The sequence below is a fragment of the Achromobacter sp. UMC46 genome (genome assembly GCF_014170335.1).
GTDB lineage: Bacteria > Pseudomonadota > Gammaproteobacteria > Burkholderiales > Burkholderiaceae_B > Achromobacter.
The window spans coordinates 144316-161892 of sequence record NZ_LZZS01000030.1 but is presented as its reverse complement, the minus strand read 5'-3'; the positions used below and the strand labels follow the sequence as shown (position 1 = coordinate 161892).

Sequence of the window (17577 nt, the reverse complement as noted above, 5' to 3'; positions counted from 1 at the left end):
GGGCGCTCAGCCGCCGAAGCCTTGCAGCACGTTCGCCACGTTGGTCCCCACATCGGCCACGGCATAGCCGCCTTCCATCGTGAAGACCGCGGGCAGGCCCAGGCTGGCCAGATGGCGGCCGACTTGCAGGTAGTCGGCGCTTTTCAGCTTGAACTTCGAGATCGGGTCGCCTTCAAAGGTATCGACGCCTAGCGCAATGACGACGGCGTCGGCCTTGAACGCGCGGATGGCGGCGACGCCTTGTTCCAGCGCGGCGGTCCATGCGGAAAATCCGGTGCCGGCGGCCAGCGGCAGGTTCAGGTTGGCGCCCAGGCCCGCGCCTTCGCCAAGTTCATCGGCATAGCCCAGGAAGAACGGGTATTCGGTCGTGGGGTCGCCATGGATCGACACCGTCAACACGTCGCCGCGAGCATAGAAGATGCTTTGCGTGCCGTTGCCGTGGTGATAGTCCACGTCAAGGATGGCCACGCGCTGCGCGCCCGCCTCGCGCAGGGCTTGCGCGGCCAGCGCGGCGTTGTTCAGGAAGCAGTAGCCGCCGAAGAAATCGGCGCCGGCGTGGTGGCCGGGCGGCCGCGTCAGGGCCATGGCGGCGCGCGGGCCGCCAGGCGCGGACACGGCACGCGCGGCATCGATGGCGCAGGCCGCGCCGGCCGTGGCCGCTTCCCAGGTGCCGGCCGTCAGCGGGCAGCCGCTATCGAACGAGAACAGGCCGACGCGCGCGGCGAAGTTGGTGGGCTCGATATCGTGGCGGAAGCCGCGTACCGGCCAGACCGAAGGCAGGATGTCGATGTCCGCGTTGGCCGGATCCAGTGCCACCCAGTCTTGCCAGGCGCTGGCCAGGAAGTCCACGTACCGCGGGGCATGCACGCGCTTGATCAGAGCCAGGTCGGGCGCGCCAGGGGCAAGCAGATCGCCGATGCCGCGTTGGCGCAGCGCGTCCAGCACGTATTCCAGCCTTGCCGGCGTTTCGTGGCAGGGGACCAGCTTGCCGCGGAACATCTCCTGGCGGCCAGCATGCTTGTCATGGACGGGGTTGTGGAAGATCTGCACGGCGTCGGGTCCTTGGGTTGTTCAACGCATTCTGTTTGACGGCACGAGCGCCACTATAGCGGCCGGAACGCATACCACGCCATGGCGGGCAGCTCGCGGAAAATGGAGTACGCGTCGCGCCATTCGGCGAAGCGCGGATAGCCGCCGCCGACTTCCGGCACGCCCTGGCGGCGCAGGGCCAGCATCGTGCGCGGCACGTGGAAATACTGCGTGACAGCCAGCGCGTGGGTATAGCCGTGTTCGTGCATATAGGCGCTGGCATGGCGGGCGGTGGCCCAAGTGTCGACGCCCGCGCTGTCGGTCACGATGCGGTCGCCGGGCACGCCGCGCGCCAGCAGGTAGTCGCGCATCGTGGCCGCCTCGTCGGCGCCGGCCGGGTCCACGCCGCCGCTGACGAACAGGACGCGGCATTGCGACGCCGCATAGCAATCGTAGGCGCGGTCCAGGCGGGCGGCGAGCCGGGGCGAAGGCTTGCCGTCGGCCTGCACGGTGTTGCCCAGCACGACGGCCACGTCGGCGGGGTGGGCGCTGGCCAGCAGCCCCGTGGCCGTCAGCGCGGCAGCGGCCAGCAGCAAGGCGGCCAGCGGCACGGCGAACAGCAGGAGGGGCAGGCGGCGGGCCGGACGGTATCGGACCGGGCGGGTAGCAGGCGGCACGCGGGGCGTCTTCGGAAAAAGGGGCTGCGCTTATTGCGCGGCGGGCGGCCGTTTGGGCAACGGGTAGTCGAACCCGATGTCGTTCGAGACGATCGGCTGGGCAAGATTGCCCGGGTCGGTCAAGACGGCGGCCGCACGGTACTTGCCGGGGGCCAGCGCCGGCAGGAACGGGACGCTGCCGTAGCCGTTGTCGTTCACCAGATAGGCCGGCTTGCCGTCTTCGTCCGGGGCCCAGACTACCGGGTCGCGGGCAAAGCCCAGCGGGTTGGCCGGGTGCAGCGTGTCGCCGTCGCGCTGATACAGCGGATGCACGATGCGGTCGCCTTGTGCGCTGGTCAGCAGCAGCCACACGCGCGGCGCCTTGAGGGCGGCTGGGGCGTCGCCGGTGTTGGCCACGCTGAGCATGAAGAGGCCGCCGTCTTCTCCATTCCAATCGGCCAGGGTGTCGGCAAGCTCCAACGCCAGGCCGCCTTGCGGCGCCGGCACCGCAAGCTGATGCTTGTCCACGCGCAGGTCGCCGTAGCGTATCCATTTCAGGACCTCGCCGGCCGTCTTGCTGGTGTAGCGCACTTGCAGCCAGTCGCGCGGGCGCAGCGCCACCACGTCCAGGTGCTCGCCTTCGGCGGCGGTCATCGCGGGCCGGTCGTTGACGTCGGGCGTGTCGTAGAGGTCCAGCTTGCCGACCGGCACGGTGCCGCCTTCCAGCGGCGATCCTTCGCCTTCGATGTCGATGCGCGCGATGGCGCCGTCTTCGCGGAACCGGTAGGTCAGTTCGGCTGGTTCGTTTTCCAGGCCGAACTGCGCCTGGGTGGTCCAGGTCGTGGCGTGCGCCGTGCCGTCGGGCCGCAGCACATATTCTTCGGTGCCATTGCTGGCGGCGCCGTAGCGGCAGCCTACGCGGATCAGGGCCTGCTTGTCGTCGATCACCGGGTTGATGAAGCCTCGGCAGGGGCTCGCGGGGTCGGGGTGCCGGATTTCCTGAAAGGCGCCGCTGGCGGGCCGGTACAGGAACAGGCGGGCGATGAGCTGCGTGCTGCCGCCGCTTTGTCCCAGCACCAGGTCGCGGTAGCCGTCGTGGTCGATGTCCACGGATTCCATCTGGTCGATGGCGTCGTTGTCGAAGCTGCCCAACAGTTGCTCGGGGCCGTTGCCGACGCGTACGGTTGCGCGCTGGTCGTCGCCGCCGCTGATCTTCACGATCGCCGACAGGCCGGCCTTGATGGGGTAGGGGAAGTCGCGCGGGGCGGCTTGCGCATGAACGCCCGCGCCTTGCGCCGCCAGCGTCGCCAACACGCCCGCAAGCAGTATCCGTTTCACGTGCTGTTTCACGCGCTTCCCCCAAGCTTCGAATCGAGTGGGGCAATATACCTCAGCGGATTGCGGGAAAACGAGCAGTGCGCCGCGGCGGGCGGTCCGTCATCCTGAGTAGAATTGAACGACGCGTATTGTTGACGGTTCGCGCCCGGCCGCCGTTCCGCCACTGCCCCATGAACTCTTCGTTTCCCATCCGTCAAGAATGTCCGCCGGGCGCCTGCATGTGCGACCGCGACCGGCTGCTGGCCGATCCGTCGGCGGATCTCCGCATCCTGCGGCTGACGAAAGAAGAAGAGAAGCGCCTGGTCGCGCGGCTGGAGAACATTCGCAGCCTGGATGACCTGCGGGCCATGCAAGGCCGTATTCAGGCGCAGCTGGGCATCGTGATCGTGATCACGCCCAGCGACAACGAGGTGCGCACGTCGCGCGGTATTTCGATTCAGCTGGAAGAGGCGCCGGGCCTGTGCCGCAAGACGCGCACCGCGTTGCCCGCCGCCATTCGGCGCGGCTTCGACAACACCCCTGAAATCGTCTATGCGCTGCTGAACGAGCGCGATCTGCTGAGCGGCACCTGATCAGGACGGCTTGCCGGGTTCGGGGCAGGGCGTAAGGGGCACGACGGCGGACGGCGTGCGGCCGGCTTCCGGCCGGGTCGCGGGCTTCTTGCCGCTGCGCACGGGGTAGGACAGCAGGACCGCGCTGCCCGCCGCCAGCTTGAGCGACGTCGCCGAGCCGTAGGCCACCGTCCAGCCGCGCACGGCCAGCGGCGCCAGCGTGTACTGCATGGCGGAACCGGGCGATACGTGCGCGACCTTACCCGCGAACAGTTCCTGCTGCGGTGTTTCCGCGCCGTCGACGGCGGTGTAGGTCACGATGCTGTCCAGCGCGGCCGATTCTTCATAGCGCGCCAGGATGGCCGTCTTGTACTTGCCGGGGGGAATGTCCGTCAGGCTGACGGTCAGGTTGTCCGTCGCCTGGCCGCCGGCATCCAGCCGGACGCCGGTGACGTCGACGCGCGCAAGCGGCGTCGTGCCCGTGTTGCGCACGCGCACGCTGTATTGCCCCGACGTGCCCGTCACCGTGCAGACGTCCACGCCGGAGGGGTTGGGGGTTGCCTGCGCGGGCGCCATGGGGCCTGCGGACAGCAGGGCCGCCAAGGTCAGGGTCAGGGCAGGGACAGATCGGGTGGGCACGGCACGCTCCTGGTGGGAGGCAGCGTGCCGGGTGGCGCGTTGCCAGCCTTATTACACCACTTGGCGTCCCGACGCCTCGGCCGCCTGCTGGCGCTTGCCCGCGAGCCAGTTCAGGATCAGCGCCAAGACCAGCAGGCCGACGATGACGAATCCCCAGACAATCCAGCCCAGCACCGAAATGACCGTGCCCAGGCTGCCGGCCACGGGCAGGATCTGGTTCAGGCCCTGAGCGGCCCAGACCAGGCCCCCTTGCAGCGACTGCAGCCAGGCGGGGTCGACCCACCCGGCGGCCCAGGCGGGCGCGACCCATTGCGAGGTGTCCAGTGCGGCTCCCGGCACCTGGGCGGTGGCGATGGTCGCCAGGACCCAGTCGGTCAATTGCAAGGTCAGCGCCACCAGCCCGGTCCAGAGTGCGGCAAGCACGGCAAAAGCGAGCCAGATGAATTTTTTCATTACAGAGGTACTCCGATTTCAAAAGAACGACCAGGATAGAGCCGATTCTATTTCTGAAAAACCAGCGCTGATGTGACAAACATTAAGAAAAAACCGAAGTCTTGGAATGTGCCAGCACCGCCTGGACCAGCGGATGGTGCTGGCCGCGGCGGTTGCGGATGGCGTGGATCTCTTCATGCACGTCGTCGCGGCGGGCCAGGGGACGCAAGCCGCGCAGCAGCCCGATGTCGTCGCCGCCCAGCCGGCTGAGCGGGAAAACGCCCAGGCCCCGGGCGGCAAACACCGACATCAGCGCGCTGTCTTCGAATTCGCCCACCACGTTGGGAAACACGCCTTGCTCGCTGAACCAGCGGTCCAGCGTCTGGCGCAGCACAGAATGGCCCGTGGGCAGCAGCACGGGCAGCCGTTCCAGGCAGCGGGGAAAGTCCAGCGTGTCGGCCTTGCGCACCAGCCGCGCGGGGCCGTACCAGTCCACGGGCGAGGACACCAGGCGGTCGCTGGTCAGGCGCAGGTTGGGGTTGGCGGGCGCGCCCTGGCCGGCCAGCACCAGGTCCAGGTGGTGCTGGGCCAGTTCGCCCAGCAGCTCTTCGACCTCGCCTTCGTGGCAGGTCAGGCGCAGGTCCGGGGTGTCCAGCACCGGTCCCAGCAGGGCGTGCGCGGCCAGCTTGGAGATGCCGTCGGACAAGCCCACGGACAGCCGGATGACGGGTTTGGTGGCGGCGGCGCGCACTTCCTGGGGCAGCACGTGGCCGATCTGGAAGATCTCTTCGGCCCGGGCGAACGCCGCTTTGCCGGCGTCGGTCAGCGTCACGCCCCGGCCGGCGGGCTTGAGCAACTGGTGACCCAGGTTCTTCTCAAGTTCGCGCACTTGGGCGCTGATGGTCTGGATGGCCATGTCCAGCCTTTCGGCGGCGCGGGAAAAGCCGCCTTCCTTGGCGACCATCCAGAAATAGTACAGGTGGCGGTAGTTCAGCATGTCTGACTCACTTCGGTTTTTTCGAACCTTAACTCACTTTCAGGCTGATTTCTCCGTTTGGTCAGGATCCGGATGATGGGCACCTTCGAACACAGCGGGGCATTCATGGACACTTTGATCACCTTCTTCATGGCCGATTTTCTGGGGACACCGACCTGGAGTTGGCTGCTATTCATCGGCATCGTCATCAGTTTGCTGGTCTTCGACCTGGGCGTGCTGCACAAGGATGACCGCGAAATCGGCGTGCGTGAAAGCCTGCTGCTGTCCGCCGGCTACATCAGCGCCGCGCTGCTGTTCGGCGCCTGGGTCTGGTGGCAGCTGGGCGCCGCCAGCGGCATGGCCTACTACACCGGCTTCATGATCGAAAAGTCGCTGTCGATGGACAACGTCTTCGTGATTGCGTTGATTTTCAGCTTCTTCGCGATTCCGCGCCAGTATCAACATCGCGTGCTGTTCTGGGGCATCCTGGGCGTGATCGTGCTGCGCGCCATCATGATCGGCCTGGGCGCCGCGCTGGTCAGCAACTTCGGCTGGCTGCTGTACCTGTTCGGTGCGTTCCTGGTCTTCACGGGCATCAAGATGTGGATGATCGCCGACCAGACGCCGGACATCGCCACCAATCCGATCCTGAAGTTCCTGAAGCGCCACATGCGTGTCACGGAAGGCCTGCGCGGCAATGCGTTCGTGGTGACCGAGACGGATCCGGCCACGTCGAAGAAGGTGCGTTTCGCGACGCCGCTGCTGCTGGCCCTGGTGCTGATCGAATTCGTGGACCTGGTGTTCGCGGTGGACTCCGTGCCGGCGATCTTCGCCATCACGACCGACCCGTTCATCGTCTACACCAGCAACATCTTCGCCATCCTGGGCCTGCGTGCGCTGTACTTCGCGCTGGCGGCGATGATCCACCGTTTCCACTACCTGAAGTACGCGTTGGCGCTGGTCCTGGTGTTCATCGGCACGAAGATCTTCCTGGTCGGCTTCATCGGCAAGGTGCCTGCCGCACTGTCGCTGGGCGTGACGTTCAGCCTGATCCTGGGCGGCGTGCTGTTCTCGCTGTGGAAAACCCGGTCGGCCGAATTGAAGACGCAGTAAGCCGTCAACGCATCGACGCAGTGAAAAACCCGCCGGCTGGCCCCGGCGGGTTTTTTTTCGTCAACCGGAAGCGGTGCGGGCAAGAAAGCCGGCGATGGCGAGCGCCGCCTCCGCGGGGGCGGCTTGCGGCAGGCAATGGAGTGGACCGCGCATTCTGCGATGGGCTGCCTTGGCTGATCATATTCATGAGATATGGCTACCCGCCTGTTTCTATATTTGTAATATGGATACGCCAGGCGTAGAGTCCAACCGTACACAAGCCGTCCGGCAAGGAGCCGTCATGAGCAACAACAGTTGGTCCGCCAAGCAGTACTCCGCATTTGAAAATGAACGCACCCGGCCGGTGCGCGACCTGGTGGCCGCCTTGCCCAACCCGTCCGTCGGCCTGGCCGTGGACCTGGGCTGCGGCCCGGGCAATTCCACCGAGGTGCTGGCCAACCGCTATCCCGATGCGCAGGTCACCGGCATGGACAGTTCGGAAGACATGGTGCAGGCCGCCCGCAAGCGCCTGCCCGCGCTGGACTTCGAACTGGCCGACATCGCCACCTGGGATCCGCCCCGGCAGTACGACGTGATCCTGGCGAACGCGGCGCTGCAGTGGGTGCCCGACCACGCCACGCTGTACCCCCGTCTGGTCGGCAAGCTGACGGCGGGCGGGATCCTGGCGGTGCAGACGCCCGACAACATGGAAGAGCCCGCGCACCGCCTGGCCCGTCAGGTGGCCGGCGAAGCGCCGTGGGCAGCGAAGACCGGCGGCGTGAAGCATCCGCCGCGCTATAGCGCCGCCTGGTACTACGAGCTGTTGAAGCCGCATTGCGGCGTGCTGGACGTGTGGCGCACGACCTATCACCATCCCTTGGCGGGTGCCGCCGCGGTGGTGGAATGGTTCAAGGGCACGGCGTTGCGCCCGTATCTGGACAAGCTGGACGCGGCTGAACAGGCAAGTTTCCTGGCGCGTTACCAGGCGCTGATCGCCGAGGCCTATCCGGCGCTTGCCGACGGCACCGTGCTGCTGCCGTTCCCGCGCCTGTTCATCGTGGCGGGGCCGAAAGCGGCCTGACACGCGCCGTCATGGCGACGCTGACCTACCGCTGCTAGGCGCGTACGCGCAGCCTCAGGCAGGCGCCTGCCCGTCCGACTTGTCCGCGAAGTAGCGGGCGGGCGTCTTGCCCAGCGTCTTCTTGAACATGGTGATGAACGCGCTGACCGATTCGTAGCCCAGGTCTTCGGCGGTGCGCTGCACGGACACGCCCGCAGACAAGCGCTGCAGGGCCAGGATGATGTGCAGTTGCTGGCGCCAGCGGCCGAAGCTCATGCCGACTTCCTGCTGCACCAGGCGCGCCAGCGTGCGTTCGCTCATGGCGACGCGCTTGCCCCATTGCGCGACCGTGCTGCGGTCGGCGGGATCTGCGTCCAGGGCGCTGGCGATCTGGCGCAGGCGGGGGTGGTCGGAGAGCGGCAGGTGCAGATGCTCAGTCGGCATGCGCGACAGCTGCTCCACCAGCACATCCGCCAACTTGCGGTTGGCGGCGGTGGTCGTGTCCGAGGGTGGCAAGTCGGCCAGGTGCACGATCAGTTCCCGCACCAAAGGCGAGATCGCCAGGGTGCAGCAGGCCGAAGGCAGTCCGGGCGTGCCGGCCGGGACGAACAGAAAGCAGACGCGTCCGTTGGCCGTGACGCGGTTGCTGTGCGGCACGCCGCCTGGAATCCACACCCCGCATCGCGGCGGCACCATCCACAGCCCTTGGGGGACCGAGCAGGTCACTCCCCCGCGTAGCGACAGCACCAATTGGCCCATGGGGTGATCATGGGTGGGCGATTCGCTGTCCTGCTCCGCCGCATGGACAGGCATGGCGAAGGTCCACTGCGCGGCGGCGTTGGGATCGAAGGCGGGCGGCGGGGAATGGGCGTGATGCATGGCGGTGACGCCGAGCGGGGCGGGTTGGCAGATTTTAAGGATAGTTTGTCATTGTCTCGAAATTCGGTAAAGCGCTCCGTGCGTAAGCTATGGCCTCTGAAATGCGGTTTTTTCCGCGTTTGCTTTGGATTCCACCGATTGCCGCCATGACTTACCTTCCTTCCCGCTCCCGCCCCGACAGCCGCCCGATGTTGCTGATCGCGGGCATGCTTTGCATCGCCATGGCCTTGCGTGCGCCCGTGACCGGCGTGGCGCCGCTGATCGGCATGATCCGCGAACAACTGGGCTTGTCGTCGACCGCCGCCGGCATGCTGATCACCTTGCCGTTGCTGGCGTTCGCGGTGGTGTCGCTGTTCGCGGCGGGGCTGGCACGCCGCTTCGGGCTGGAGCGCACGCTGTTCGGCGCGCTGCTGCTGATCGCGTTCGGCATCGTCGCGCGCACGCAGGGCGCGGCTTGGGGGCTGTATGCGGGCACGGCGATCATCGGCTCGGGCATCGCGATCGGCAACGTGCTGCTGCCCAGCCTGGTCAAGCGCGATTTTCCGCAGCGGGTGGCGGGCCTGACATCCGCCTACGTGCTGACGATGAGCATCGCCGCCGGCGTGGCCTCGGCCATCGCGATCCCGCTGGCCGGATTGTCGGCGGGCGGTTGGCGCTTTTCAACGCTTTGCCTGTTGGCGCTGCCCGCTGTCAGCGTGCTGCTTTGGCTGCCGCAGCTGGCCAATCACACCGCGCCGGCCGCGACGACCGCGCATGCGCCGCATGGCGGCCGACTGTGGCGTTCGCCGCTGGCCTGGCAGGTGACGCTTTACCTGGGTATCAATTCCTTCGTGTTCTACGTCGCCGTCAGCTGGCTGCCCGCCATCTTGCAAGATGCGGGCTATTCGGCGCAGCGCGCCGGCTCGCTGCACGGGCTGCTGCAACTGATGTCGGCCGGGCCCGCCTTGTTCCTGGCGCCGGTGGTGCGACGGTTGAAGGACCAGCGCGGCGCGGCGTTCTGCTCGGCGGCGGCGTCGTTCGTCGCCCTGGCCGGGTTGATCGCGGCCCCGGCCTGGGCCACGCTCTGGATCGTACTGCTGGGCCTGGGCACGGGCGGCGGCATCATCCTTGGCCTGGCATTCGTAGGCTTGCGGGCCAGCCATGCGCAGCAGGCCGCGGCGTTGTCCGGCATGGCGCAGTGCGTGGGCTATCTGTTCGCGGCGACCGGCCCGGCCGTGGTGGGGGCGCTGCATGACCGCCTGGGCAGCTGGAGCGTGGCGCTGGGCGCCTGCGCCGCGCTATGCGTGGCGATGGCGGTCATTGGCCTGTATGCCGGCCGCGCGATGCAGATAGGCGGATTCCGCGAGCATGCGGCGCGCGCCGCGCCGGCGGCGCAATGACTGTGGCCCCGGGGCGTCGCGCCGGTCAGGCGTGGGCTTTCCACAGGCGCACCAGCGTGTCGGGCGCATCGGCTTCCGGCACGTCGAAACTGACGGCCGTCTGGTCGTCCCGGTCCATCACCATTTCGATGTGGAAGTAGCGCTGGTCGCCGCCCGTTTGCGCGCATTCGGGCACGGCCATCGGCGCGGCGCGTTCCAGCGCGTCGCAGACGTCCTGGCGCACGCCGGGCGGGCAGGTCGACAGGTTGATGCTGCGGGGTTGCGACAGGCCGGGCAAGTAGGCCAGGCCGCCTTCGCGGCTTAGCCGCACCAGCAGCACAAGGTCCAGCGGAGGCAGCTCGATCATGACAGGACTCCCACGGCGGCCCAGGCCTGCGCGATGGCCTTCTGCACGGCCGCGCCCGAGCGTTCGGCGGCAACCGTCAGCGTCAGCGCGGCAAAGGCCTTGAAGTCGGCATCGTGGCGCAGGCGCTTGTCGCACAATGTGTCGTACCAGACCTGGCCCGCGCCTTTCCACGCCGGGCCGTCCAGCGTGGTGGCGGCCAGGAAGAAGGCGCGGTTGGGGATGCCGGAATTGATGTGCACCCCGCCGTTGTCGCGTGGGGTATCGGCGTAGTCGCGCATGTGCGCGGGCTGGGGATCCTTGCCCAGCAGCGGGTCGTCATAGGCGCTGCCGGGTTCCGCCATGGAGCGCAGTGCGCGGGCGCTGACCTTTTCGGTGAACAGGCCTGCGCCCACCAGCCAGTCCGCCTGCCGGGCCGTCTGGCCCAGCGCGTATTGCTTGACCAGCGCGCCGAAGACGTCGCACAGGGACTCGTTCAGCGCGCCGGACTGGCCCTGGTAGAGCAGGCCGGCTTCAGTATCGATGACGCCATGGGTCAGTTCATGGCCGATGATGTCCACCGCGATCGTGAAGCGGTTGAAGACTTCGCCGTCGCCGTCGCCGAACACCATCTGCGCGCCGTTCCAGAAGGCGTTGTCATAGTCTTCGCCGTAGTGCACGGTGCCGACCAGCGGCAGGCCGTGGCCGTCGATGGAGTGGCGCTTGTAGATGTCCCAGAACAGCTTGTATGTGGCGCCCAGATGCGCATAGGCTTCGTCCACCGCGGCATCGCCGCTGGCTGGCCGGCCTTCGGCGCGCGCCAGCGTGCCTGGCAGGGTCGTGGTGTTGTCGGCGTCGTGCACTGCCCGTTGCGGCGTGCCGGGGCGCGCGGGGTGGCGCGCCGGGGCCAGCGTGGCGCGCGGCGGCTGTCCGGCCATTTCGCGCAGGCCGCGTTGTTGCTGGTCGATGATCAGCGTCTTGACGGCGGGCATGCTGACGCGGGCGTCGGCATGCTGCGCCAGACGGTCCAGCACATAGGGCGGAATCACGCCGATCAAGGGGGTGGACTCGGAAGGACGTGGCATGGTCGGTCTCTGTCGTGGAAGCCGGGCCAGTGGCGCGGAGCAGGCAGGACTACGGTAGCAGATGGCCTTGGCTTGCGGACGTAACAGTGTGCGGCCTGTTGCGAGCACGGCCTACGCGGCGGCGGCTCGACAGGGATGCGTTGGCCCGGTAAGGTTGCGCGGTCCCGGTTTTCCGCCATTGATCCGCCGCCATTCACCCGCCGCCTTTGACATGTCACTGACTCCTTACCGCATCCAATCCATCGCGTTGACCGACACGCATCTGCTGTTGACGCTGGCCAGTGGCCACACGCTGTCCGAGCCGATCAAGCGCCATATCCGGCTGGAGAACGCGACGCCCGCGCAGCGCGGGCAGTGGCAGTTGGTGGATGACGGCTTTGGCGTGGTCTGGCCCGCGCTGCTTGCGCCGTCGGCCGAAGGCATGCTGAATGTGCTGGACTTGCTGTGGGACCAGCGCTACGAACAGGCGATGGCGGCGCTGGCCGCAGCCGAATGGCAGCTGGACCGCCTGCCGCTGGCCGACCAGGAACTGGTGGCGCTATGGCGCATGGAGGCCGACATCAACAATGGCGGCTTCATGCAGTTCCTGTGCAATTGGGGCGACCCGACCTGCCAGTTGGCCTTGCAGGCCCTGCGCAAGGCGGGCGCTACGCACATGCTGGCCGTGCTGTCGCGCATGCGCGGGCTGATCGACCGCTTCGAGGCATCGCCTGAAGTGGTTGAACTGAACGACATCTACGGCGCCATGACCGAGGCGGAGCAAGAAGAGATGGAGACGCTGGACCACGCGTTCTGGGACTATCCCGATCAACTGGCGCGGCTGGGATTGCAGCATTACGGCGTGAAGATCCAGCCTTAAGCGTCGGGCGTCCACGCTGCCGCCTGGCACTTTCCGGGCCGCTTTTCATGCGGATGAACGGTCAAATCCGGCAGTGGCGGTATGCTCGGCAACGTTCTGCAAAGTCTGGCAACACTCGTGCCCGTTGCGGGGGACCATCCGTCCCCGCCTCGGGATAGAATCCGATGCTTCTTTCCCGGGGGGGGACGCTCGATGAGGTATTTCCTGATCTTGGTTGGTGCCGCAGTAGTCGCCTACTTGCTGGCCCGCGGCATCGCGGCCGTGCTCTCGGACCGTAAACGTTCAAAAACAGATAGGGACTCCAAGTGAAGCCGACAGATATCCAGATGGTCAAGACGATCGGCGCGGTCAAGCCGCGCAGCATCAAGCTCGCCCTTGGCGCAGGCATTCTGTTCTTGCTGATCCTGTTCCTGGCGTTCGGTTCGTGGTTCCAGGTGGACCAGGGCGAACGCGGCGTCGTGCTGCGCAACGGCAAGCTGGTGCGCGTGTCCGAGCCGGGCCTGGATTTCAAGACGCCGTTCATCGACAACGTGATGACGGTGTCGGTGCGCGACCACACGTTCGTGTTCGAGAAGCTGGAGGCCTACAGCTACGACCAGCAGCCGGCGCACCTGCGCGTGTCGGTCACGTACCGCGTGCCGCCCGAGCACGTGGCCGAGCTGTACTCCGAATACGGCACCATCGGCAATCTGCAGATGCGCGTGCTGGAACGCAAGACGCCGGACGCCGTGAAGAACGTGTTCGGCCAATACACCGCCGTGCGCGCCATCCAGGAACGCCAGAAGCTGGGCCTGGACGTGAACAACGCCGTGTTGAAGACGATGGAAGGCGCGCCGGTGCAGGTGGTGGGCGTGCAGATCGAAGAAGTGGGCTTCTCGCAAGCCTATGAACATTCCATCGAGCAGCGCATGCTGGCCCAGGTGCAGATCGAAACGACGCGCCAGCAGAAGGAAACGGCGATGATCAACGCCGAGATCCAGGTGGTCAAGGCCAAGGCCGAAGCCGATGCGCGCCGTCAGCAGTTCACCGCCGAAGCCGATGGTATCCGCATGCGCGGCGACGCCGAAGCGGCGTCGATCCGCGCCAAGGCCGAGGCGCTGGCCGCCAACACCAACCTGGTGAGCCTGAACGCGGTCGAGAAGTGGGATGGCGTGCTGCCGTCCACGCAGGTGCCGGGCGCCGCGTTGCCGTTCATCGGCATCAAGTAGGCGTCGAAGGGCAGGGCTGCGCCGGCATGGGCGGGGCCGCCTGTCGCTGGCGCGTGAAGTCCATCAGGCTCTCGCCTGACAACGCCTTGCTGTAGTACCACCCCTGCACGATGATTTCGGCGGGGGATGCCAGCGCCATCAGCTGCTGGTCCGTTTCCACTCCCTCCACGATGATCTGCAGGTTCAATGCCTCGCAGAAGCGCAGCAGCCCGCTCATGACGAGGGCGCCGCGGTCGGAGTCTTGCGCGACGACGAAGCTGCGGTCGATCTTGACGGCGTCGATCTGGAATTGGTGCAGGTAGCTCAGGGCGGAATAGCCGGTGCCGAAGTCGTCGATGTACACCCGGGCGCCGATCGCATGCAGGCGATCGAACGCGGTGTGCAGCGCCTGGGCGTCTTCCACCAGCGCGTCCTCCGTCAATTCCACCGAAATCTGTCCGCCGGCTTGCGCCAGCACTTTGATCAGCTTCTCAAGATAGACCTCGGATGTCAGCGTGCCGGGCGTGATGTTGATGGTCATCGGCAGCATGAAATCGCATTTGCGCCATTGCAGGCATTGCAGCACCGCCTGCTTGGCCACCCATAGGTCCACCTCGCGCATCAGATCGGCCTCTGCAAGCCATCGCAGGAATTCCACGGGCGCCTGTTGCGTGCCCTCCGGGCCGGTGGCGCGCAGCAGGGCCTCGCAGCCGGTGCACAAGCCGCTGCGCAGCGACACCTGGGGCTGGAATTGCAGATAGAAATCGTATTGGCTGATCGCGCGGATACGGGCGTTTTCGGTGACCCGGCGCGCGCGGTCGGTGTAGGTCTTCACGATGGGGTCCTGCCCGTACAGCAGCGATTCCTCCTGCAGCCGGAGAAAGGTCGTGTCCATCGATTTGAAGTAGACGGCCGCGCTCTCGTGGCGCTTGCGTTCCTGCGCCAGGATGAACGGCGCATACAGGCAGATGCCGATGCCGACCAGCGCAAGCTGCAGCACCACCCCGCCCAGGCTGTCGCCGGCGGCGATGTAGGCGTTGAACAAGACGGGCGAGGTCAGGGGCAGCGCTGTCGCGGCGGAAGGCAGCCAGCCCAGGTGCACCACGGCCAGCGCGATGACGACGTTGGCCACCGGCGCCAGGATGAACGGGACAAGCAGGCGCGGGTTCAGGATCAGGGGCAGCCCGAACAGCAGGATTTCATTCACGTTCAAGAGCGCCACGGGCAGGCTGGCCAGCGCCAGCACCCGCAGCGGTTCGCTGCGCGAGAACATCAGGATGGCGACTACCAGCGACATCGTGGCGCCGGACCCGCCGATGAAGACGAAGGCGCCAAGCAGGGTGCCGTTCAACGCATACATGCCCTCGTAGCCGGCGGCGTGGCTGACGGCGTTCAGCTGGGTGGCTTGGTCCATCACGCTCATGACGGGCGCCATCGCGTGGTACCCGTGTATACCGAAGAACCACAGCAGGGAGTCCAGTCCGGCGGTCAGTACGCCCGATGTGAAGGGGCTGTTCAGCGAAGCCAGGTCCAGCGGGATGTTGAATTGCGCGACGCCCGGAATGCTCAGCGCGGCGGACAGCACCAGCACGACCAAGCCCGCCGTCAGCAGGCCGGGCACCACCATGTTCAGCGTGTCGCGGACGTTTTCACTGAGCAGCCCGTCGGGCGCCAGCCACGTCCAGCGCTGCCGGTGCAGCCACGCCATCAACGGCACCGTCAGCAAGGGCGAGATGATCGCGATGAAGAGCACCAGGGTGGCGGCCGCCAAGGGGTAGGGCGCCATCAGGCCTTCGGCGATCACCACGTACGACAGGCACAGGAACGCGGTGGGCAGGTGGGGCACATGATGGCGGAACGACAGCATGTAGCCGATGGAGGCGCCGACAAGGATCGGCATGATGCCGGTCAGCTTGTCGTGGACCCCGGTCAGCAGTTCGACGATGGCGACAGGCAAGCCCAGCTGGCGGGCGACGACGGACAAGACCAGGAACAGCGCGGTGACCAGCAGGCAGGGCAAGGTCCACAGCAGGCCTTCCCGGATGGCGCGCAAGGAGCTGGCGGTCGCTAGCGCGGCCAGCCGGTCTTTCGGGTAGCGCAGCGACGTCGATTTCGGCATGGCGGTCTGCCCAGGAGTCCCAGCAAGCGAATAATTCCGCTCCCGTGTTTGTAAGAATGTTTTGCCACATCCTAGTCCTTGTTTTCCCGGTTTAGCAATCGATATGCCGAGGAATCCTAGGGATTCCCCTCTGTCAACAATTGCAAAGCAGGTGCAAGGTGGCAGTACAGGCTTGATGGGGCGCTATACGATCAAGCGGTTGCTCGCCCGTTTCGCGGGGCAGGCGCACCGGCCAATAAGTTTCAATAAGGAGACATGGATGTCTCAGTTGGATTGGACGTCCGGCGATACCGCGCCGGATCGGCAGGGCTATTACGAAACACGGTTCGACACGGGACGCACTGCCATCACGCTGTACAGCGTGCTGGGTTGGATGCCGGTGAAGACACCCGGCAATATGGTGAGCTGGCGGCCCCTGCCGCCCGCCGCCGAGAAAGAAGAGGCCGAACGCCACATACAGGAGATCCGGGCGGCGCAAAGCCATATCCCCATGGATTATTAGCGGACCCCACGCGATGTGGCGGGCGCGCGACGGTGTGGTTGCGATAATGAGAATTATTTGTAAAATTCGCAGCCTTGCCGTCATCCGCCGCCCGATTGGTCCATGTCCCGCCCTTCCTCGCCCCGCACCGGCTGATCGACCGTTGGCGGCGGCAGGACCGCGCGGAACACATCCCGCTGGACGCGTTGGGCGAGGCCGACCAGCTGGTCCTGGACGATCCGGACCGCCGTTGCGCGCCTCTCGCCTGGCGGACGATCTGGCCAAAGTCCTGGCAGAATTGCCGCCCAAGTGCCGCGAGGCCTTCGTGCTGAACCGTATCGAAGGCTGGACGCAAGCCGAGGTGGCGGAGCATATGGGCCTGTCTAAGAATATGATCGAGCGCTATGTCATGCGCGCCATTGAACATGTGCGCGACCGGCTGCGTGAATACAATCCATGACCATGTCATTTCCGAACGATCGCGACGAGCAGCGCGAGCCGGCCACCGCCGCGTGGTGGTTCGCGCGCTGGCATTCGGGCGAGCTGACGCGTCGCGACCGGCGCGAGTTCGCCCGATGGCGCCGCGCCCATCCGGATGCCGCGCGCGAGTTCGACCGCTTGCAGCAACTGGGATCGGCCGCCGCCGGATTGCCGCGCGATCAGGTGCGGGGGCTGCTGGGCGGCCAGGTGCCCGCGCGTCCGCGGTTGCGCCGCGAGCGCCGGTTCGCGTTGCGCGCGGCCATGGCCTGTGCGGCGCTGGCGGCCGTGGCCTGGGGCGTCTGGTGGAGCCTGCCCGCGGAGGCGCCGTCGTTCACCACGATGGTCAGCACCGAACGGGGAGAGCGCCGCCAACTGACCTTGCCGGATGGCTCCGTGCTGGAGATCAACGGCGGCACGCACGCGCAGGTGAAGCTGTATGCGGGGCGCCGCCAGGTCGAACTGGAGCGCGGCGAAATCAATTTCACGGTCAGCGCCGATGCCGCGCGTCCGTTCATCGTGGACGCAGGCAGCGGCGTGGTCCGCGTGACGGGCACGGTTTTCGACGTGCGCCGCGATGCGGATCAGGTGGCCGTGCTGGTGGCATCCGGCACGGTGCAGGTATCGGGCGGCCATTGGTGGAACCTGGGCCGCGCCGTGCTGCGCGCGGGGCACGGCATCAAGGTGCCGGGCAGCGGCGCGATCGGCGTGCCCGCGCCCGCCGATGTGCAGACGGCCACGGCATGGCGCGAAGGGCGCGTGGTGTTCAACGACGCGCCGCTTTCAGATGTGGTGCGCGAGATGAACCGTTATCTGGCCACGCCGCTGCGGCTGGCGGACGACAAGGCGGGCCGCCTGCGGGTGTCGGCGTCGTTCACGCTGGACCGCCCCGAAGCGCTGGTCGACGCCTTGCCGGCGGTGGCGCCGGTGCGCCTGACGCCGCGGCCCGGCGGCCCCATCGACATCAACGCGAATTGAGCGCGCTCCGCGCCGTTACAAAATAAATAGGAATGAGA

The 17577-nt window shown here is 66.8% G+C and carries 19 protein-coding genes; 9 read left to right on the top strand and 10 right to left on the bottom strand.

Features of this window, described 5'->3' with window-relative positions; genetic code table 11:
- Window positions 1-6: 6 nt before the first annotated feature.
- From A9973_RS20855 to A9973_RS20845, 3 genes are read right to left on the bottom strand one after another with little or no spacing between them, the layout of a single operon-like run.
- Window positions 7-1050 carry a histone deacetylase family protein gene (locus tag A9973_RS20855; RefSeq protein WP_183015570.1) on the bottom strand — a complete coding sequence of 348 codons (1044 nt, stop codon included), beginning with the start codon at window positions 1048-1050 and terminating at the stop codon, window positions 7-9.
- A gap of 53 nt (window positions 1051-1103) precedes the next feature.
- Window positions 1104-1706, bottom strand: a complete 603-nt coding sequence (locus A9973_RS20850) for a YdcF family protein (RefSeq protein ID WP_370539518.1) — start codon at window positions 1704-1706, stop codon at window positions 1104-1106.
- A gap of 30 nt (window positions 1707-1736) precedes the next feature.
- Complete coding sequence (locus A9973_RS20845) at window positions 1737-3023, bottom strand: SH3 domain-containing protein (protein ID WP_183015569.1); 1287 nt, start codon at window positions 3021-3023, stop codon at window positions 1737-1739.
- A 170-nt stretch (window positions 3024-3193) separates the two neighbouring features.
- Here A9973_RS20845 and A9973_RS20840 point away from each other — a divergent pair, with 170 nt between their 5' ends.
- Entirely contained in the window at window positions 3194-3595 is a 402-nt protein-coding gene (locus A9973_RS20840; RefSeq protein ID WP_183015568.1) for a hypothetical protein, read from the top strand.
- On the opposite strand, the gene A9973_RS20835 is transcribed toward A9973_RS20840, so the two are convergent.
- The 3 genes from A9973_RS20835 to A9973_RS20825 all read right to left on the bottom strand — a co-directional run bounded on the left by A9973_RS20835 (window position 3596) and on the right by A9973_RS20825 (window position 5642).
- The gene (locus A9973_RS20835) at window positions 3596-4213 is read right to left on the bottom strand and encodes a hypothetical protein (RefSeq protein WP_183015567.1); all 618 of its coding nucleotides are present in this window, start codon (window positions 4211-4213) and stop codon (window positions 3596-3598) included.
- Between the two features lie 51 nt (window positions 4214-4264).
- Window positions 4265-4666, bottom strand: coding sequence for a hypothetical protein (locus tag A9973_RS20830; RefSeq protein ID WP_183015566.1), 402 nt, complete (start codon window positions 4664-4666; stop codon window positions 4265-4267).
- Between the two features lie 82 nt (window positions 4667-4748).
- Window positions 4749-5642, bottom strand: a complete 894-nt coding sequence (locus A9973_RS20825) for a LysR family transcriptional regulator (RefSeq protein ID WP_183015565.1) — start codon at window positions 5640-5642, stop codon at window positions 4749-4751.
- A 105-nt stretch (window positions 5643-5747) separates the two neighbouring features.
- Between A9973_RS20825 and A9973_RS20820 the strand changes: the two genes are divergently transcribed.
- Both A9973_RS20820 and tam read left to right on the top strand, forming a co-directional pair.
- On the top strand, window positions 5748-6734 hold the full coding sequence (locus A9973_RS20820) for a TerC family protein (RefSeq protein ID WP_183015564.1): 987 nt from the start codon (window positions 5748-5750) through the stop codon (window positions 6732-6734).
- Between the two features lie 280 nt (window positions 6735-7014).
- Entirely contained in the window at window positions 7015-7794 is a 780-nt protein-coding gene (tam, locus tag A9973_RS20815) for a trans-aconitate 2-methyltransferase (protein WP_183015563.1), read from the top strand.
- 54 nt (window positions 7795-7848) lie between these two features.
- Here the strand turns inward: tam and A9973_RS20810 are convergent, their stop codons facing one another.
- The gene (locus A9973_RS20810) at window positions 7849-8652 is read right to left on the bottom strand and encodes a helix-turn-helix domain-containing protein (protein WP_183015562.1); all 804 of its coding nucleotides are present in this window, start codon (window positions 8650-8652) and stop codon (window positions 7849-7851) included.
- 146 nt (window positions 8653-8798) lie between these two features.
- Between A9973_RS20810 and A9973_RS20805 the strand changes: the two genes are divergently transcribed.
- On the top strand, window positions 8799-10031 hold the full coding sequence (locus A9973_RS20805) for an MFS transporter (protein WP_255469249.1): 1233 nt from the start codon (window positions 8799-8801) through the stop codon (window positions 10029-10031).
- Window positions 10032-10056: 25 nt separating this feature from the next.
- Here the strand turns inward: A9973_RS20805 and A9973_RS20800 are convergent, their stop codons facing one another.
- Entirely contained in the window at window positions 10057-10377 is a 321-nt protein-coding gene (locus A9973_RS20800) for a protealysin inhibitor emfourin (protein WP_183015561.1), read from the bottom strand.
- Complete coding sequence (locus tag A9973_RS20795) at window positions 10374-11438, bottom strand: M4 family metallopeptidase (RefSeq protein WP_183015560.1); 1065 nt, start codon at window positions 11436-11438, stop codon at window positions 10374-10376. Before A9973_RS20795 ends, A9973_RS20800 begins: the two co-directional genes overlap by 4 nt.
- 211 nt (window positions 11439-11649) lie before the next feature.
- On the opposite strand from A9973_RS20795, the gene A9973_RS20790 reads away from it, so the two are divergent.
- Window positions 11650-12297, top strand: coding sequence for a DUF4375 domain-containing protein (locus tag A9973_RS20790; protein ID WP_183015559.1), 648 nt, complete (start codon window positions 11650-11652; stop codon window positions 12295-12297).
- 326 nt (window positions 12298-12623) lie between these two features.
- Window positions 12624-13505 (top strand): prohibitin family protein, encoded by an 882-nt coding sequence (locus A9973_RS20785; RefSeq protein ID WP_183015601.1) that lies wholly within the window; start codon window positions 12624-12626, stop codon window positions 13503-13505.
- Here A9973_RS20785 and A9973_RS20780 read toward each other — a convergent pair.
- On the bottom strand, window positions 13498-15603 hold the full coding sequence (locus A9973_RS20780) for a PTS sugar transporter subunit IIC/EAL domain-containing protein (protein ID WP_183015558.1): 2106 nt from the start codon (window positions 15601-15603) through the stop codon (window positions 13498-13500). The two genes, A9973_RS20785 and A9973_RS20780, sit on opposite strands and share 8 nt — an antisense overlap.
- Window positions 15604-15862: 259 nt before the next feature.
- On the opposite strand from A9973_RS20780, the gene A9973_RS20775 reads away from it, so the two are divergent.
- From A9973_RS20775 to A9973_RS20765, 3 genes are all read left to right on the top strand, one after another.
- Window positions 15863-16105, top strand: a complete 243-nt coding sequence (locus A9973_RS20775) for a hypothetical protein (protein ID WP_183015557.1) — start codon at window positions 15863-15865, stop codon at window positions 16103-16105.
- A gap of 229 nt (window positions 16106-16334) precedes the next feature.
- Window positions 16335-16544: an RNA polymerase sigma factor gene (locus A9973_RS31240; RefSeq protein WP_255469248.1), complete on the top strand. Its 210-nt coding sequence runs from the start codon at window positions 16335-16337 to the stop codon at window positions 16542-16544.
- The gene (locus tag A9973_RS20765; protein ID WP_183015556.1) at window positions 16541-17539 is read left to right on the top strand and encodes a FecR domain-containing protein; all 999 of its coding nucleotides are present in this window, start codon (window positions 16541-16543) and stop codon (window positions 17537-17539) included. Before A9973_RS31240 ends, A9973_RS20765 begins: the two co-directional genes overlap by 4 nt.
- The last annotated feature ends 38 nt before the right edge of the window (window positions 17540-17577 follow it).

What these genes read in the sequence shown, in the direction of transcription:
- A9973_RS20840 (WP_183015568.1), top strand. Translation starts at nt 3,194, where the DNA reads ATGAACTCTTCGTTTCCCATCCGTCAAGAATGTCCGCCGGGCGCCTGC.
- A9973_RS20830 (WP_183015566.1), bottom strand. Translation starts at nt 4,666, where the DNA reads ATGAAAAAATTCATCTGGCTCGCTTTTGCCGTGCTTGCCGCACTCTGG.
- A9973_RS20825 (WP_183015565.1), bottom strand. Translation starts at nt 5,642, where the DNA reads ATGCTGAACTACCGCCACCTGTACTATTTCTGGATGGTCGCCAAGGAA.
- A9973_RS20820 (WP_183015564.1), top strand. Translation starts at nt 5,748, where the DNA reads ATGGACACTTTGATCACCTTCTTCATGGCCGATTTTCTGGGGACACCG.
- tam (WP_183015563.1), top strand. Translation starts at nt 7,015, where the DNA reads ATGAGCAACAACAGTTGGTCCGCCAAGCAGTACTCCGCATTTGAAAAT.
- A9973_RS20810 (WP_183015562.1), bottom strand. Translation starts at nt 8,652, where the DNA reads ATGCATCACGCCCATTCCCCGCCGCCCGCCTTCGATCCCAACGCCGCC.
- A9973_RS20805 (WP_255469249.1), top strand. Translation starts at nt 8,799, where the DNA reads ATGACTTACCTTCCTTCCCGCTCCCGCCCCGACAGCCGCCCGATGTTG.
- A9973_RS20800 (WP_183015561.1), bottom strand. Translation starts at nt 10,377, where the DNA reads ATGATCGAGCTGCCTCCGCTGGACCTTGTGCTGCTGGTGCGGCTAAGC.
- A9973_RS20795 (WP_183015560.1), bottom strand. Translation starts at nt 11,438, where the DNA reads ATGCCACGTCCTTCCGAGTCCACCCCCTTGATCGGCGTGATTCCGCCC.
- A9973_RS20790 (WP_183015559.1), top strand. Translation starts at nt 11,650, where the DNA reads ATGTCACTGACTCCTTACCGCATCCAATCCATCGCGTTGACCGACACG.
- A9973_RS20785 (WP_183015601.1), top strand. Translation starts at nt 12,624, where the DNA reads ATGGTCAAGACGATCGGCGCGGTCAAGCCGCGCAGCATCAAGCTCGCC.
- A9973_RS20780 (WP_183015558.1), bottom strand. Translation starts at nt 15,603, where the DNA reads ATGCCGAAATCGACGTCGCTGCGCTACCCGAAAGACCGGCTGGCCGCG.
- A9973_RS20775 (WP_183015557.1), top strand. Translation starts at nt 15,863, where the DNA reads ATGTCTCAGTTGGATTGGACGTCCGGCGATACCGCGCCGGATCGGCAG.
- A9973_RS20765 (WP_183015556.1), top strand. Translation starts at nt 16,541, where the DNA reads ATGACCATGTCATTTCCGAACGATCGCGACGAGCAGCGCGAGCCGGCC.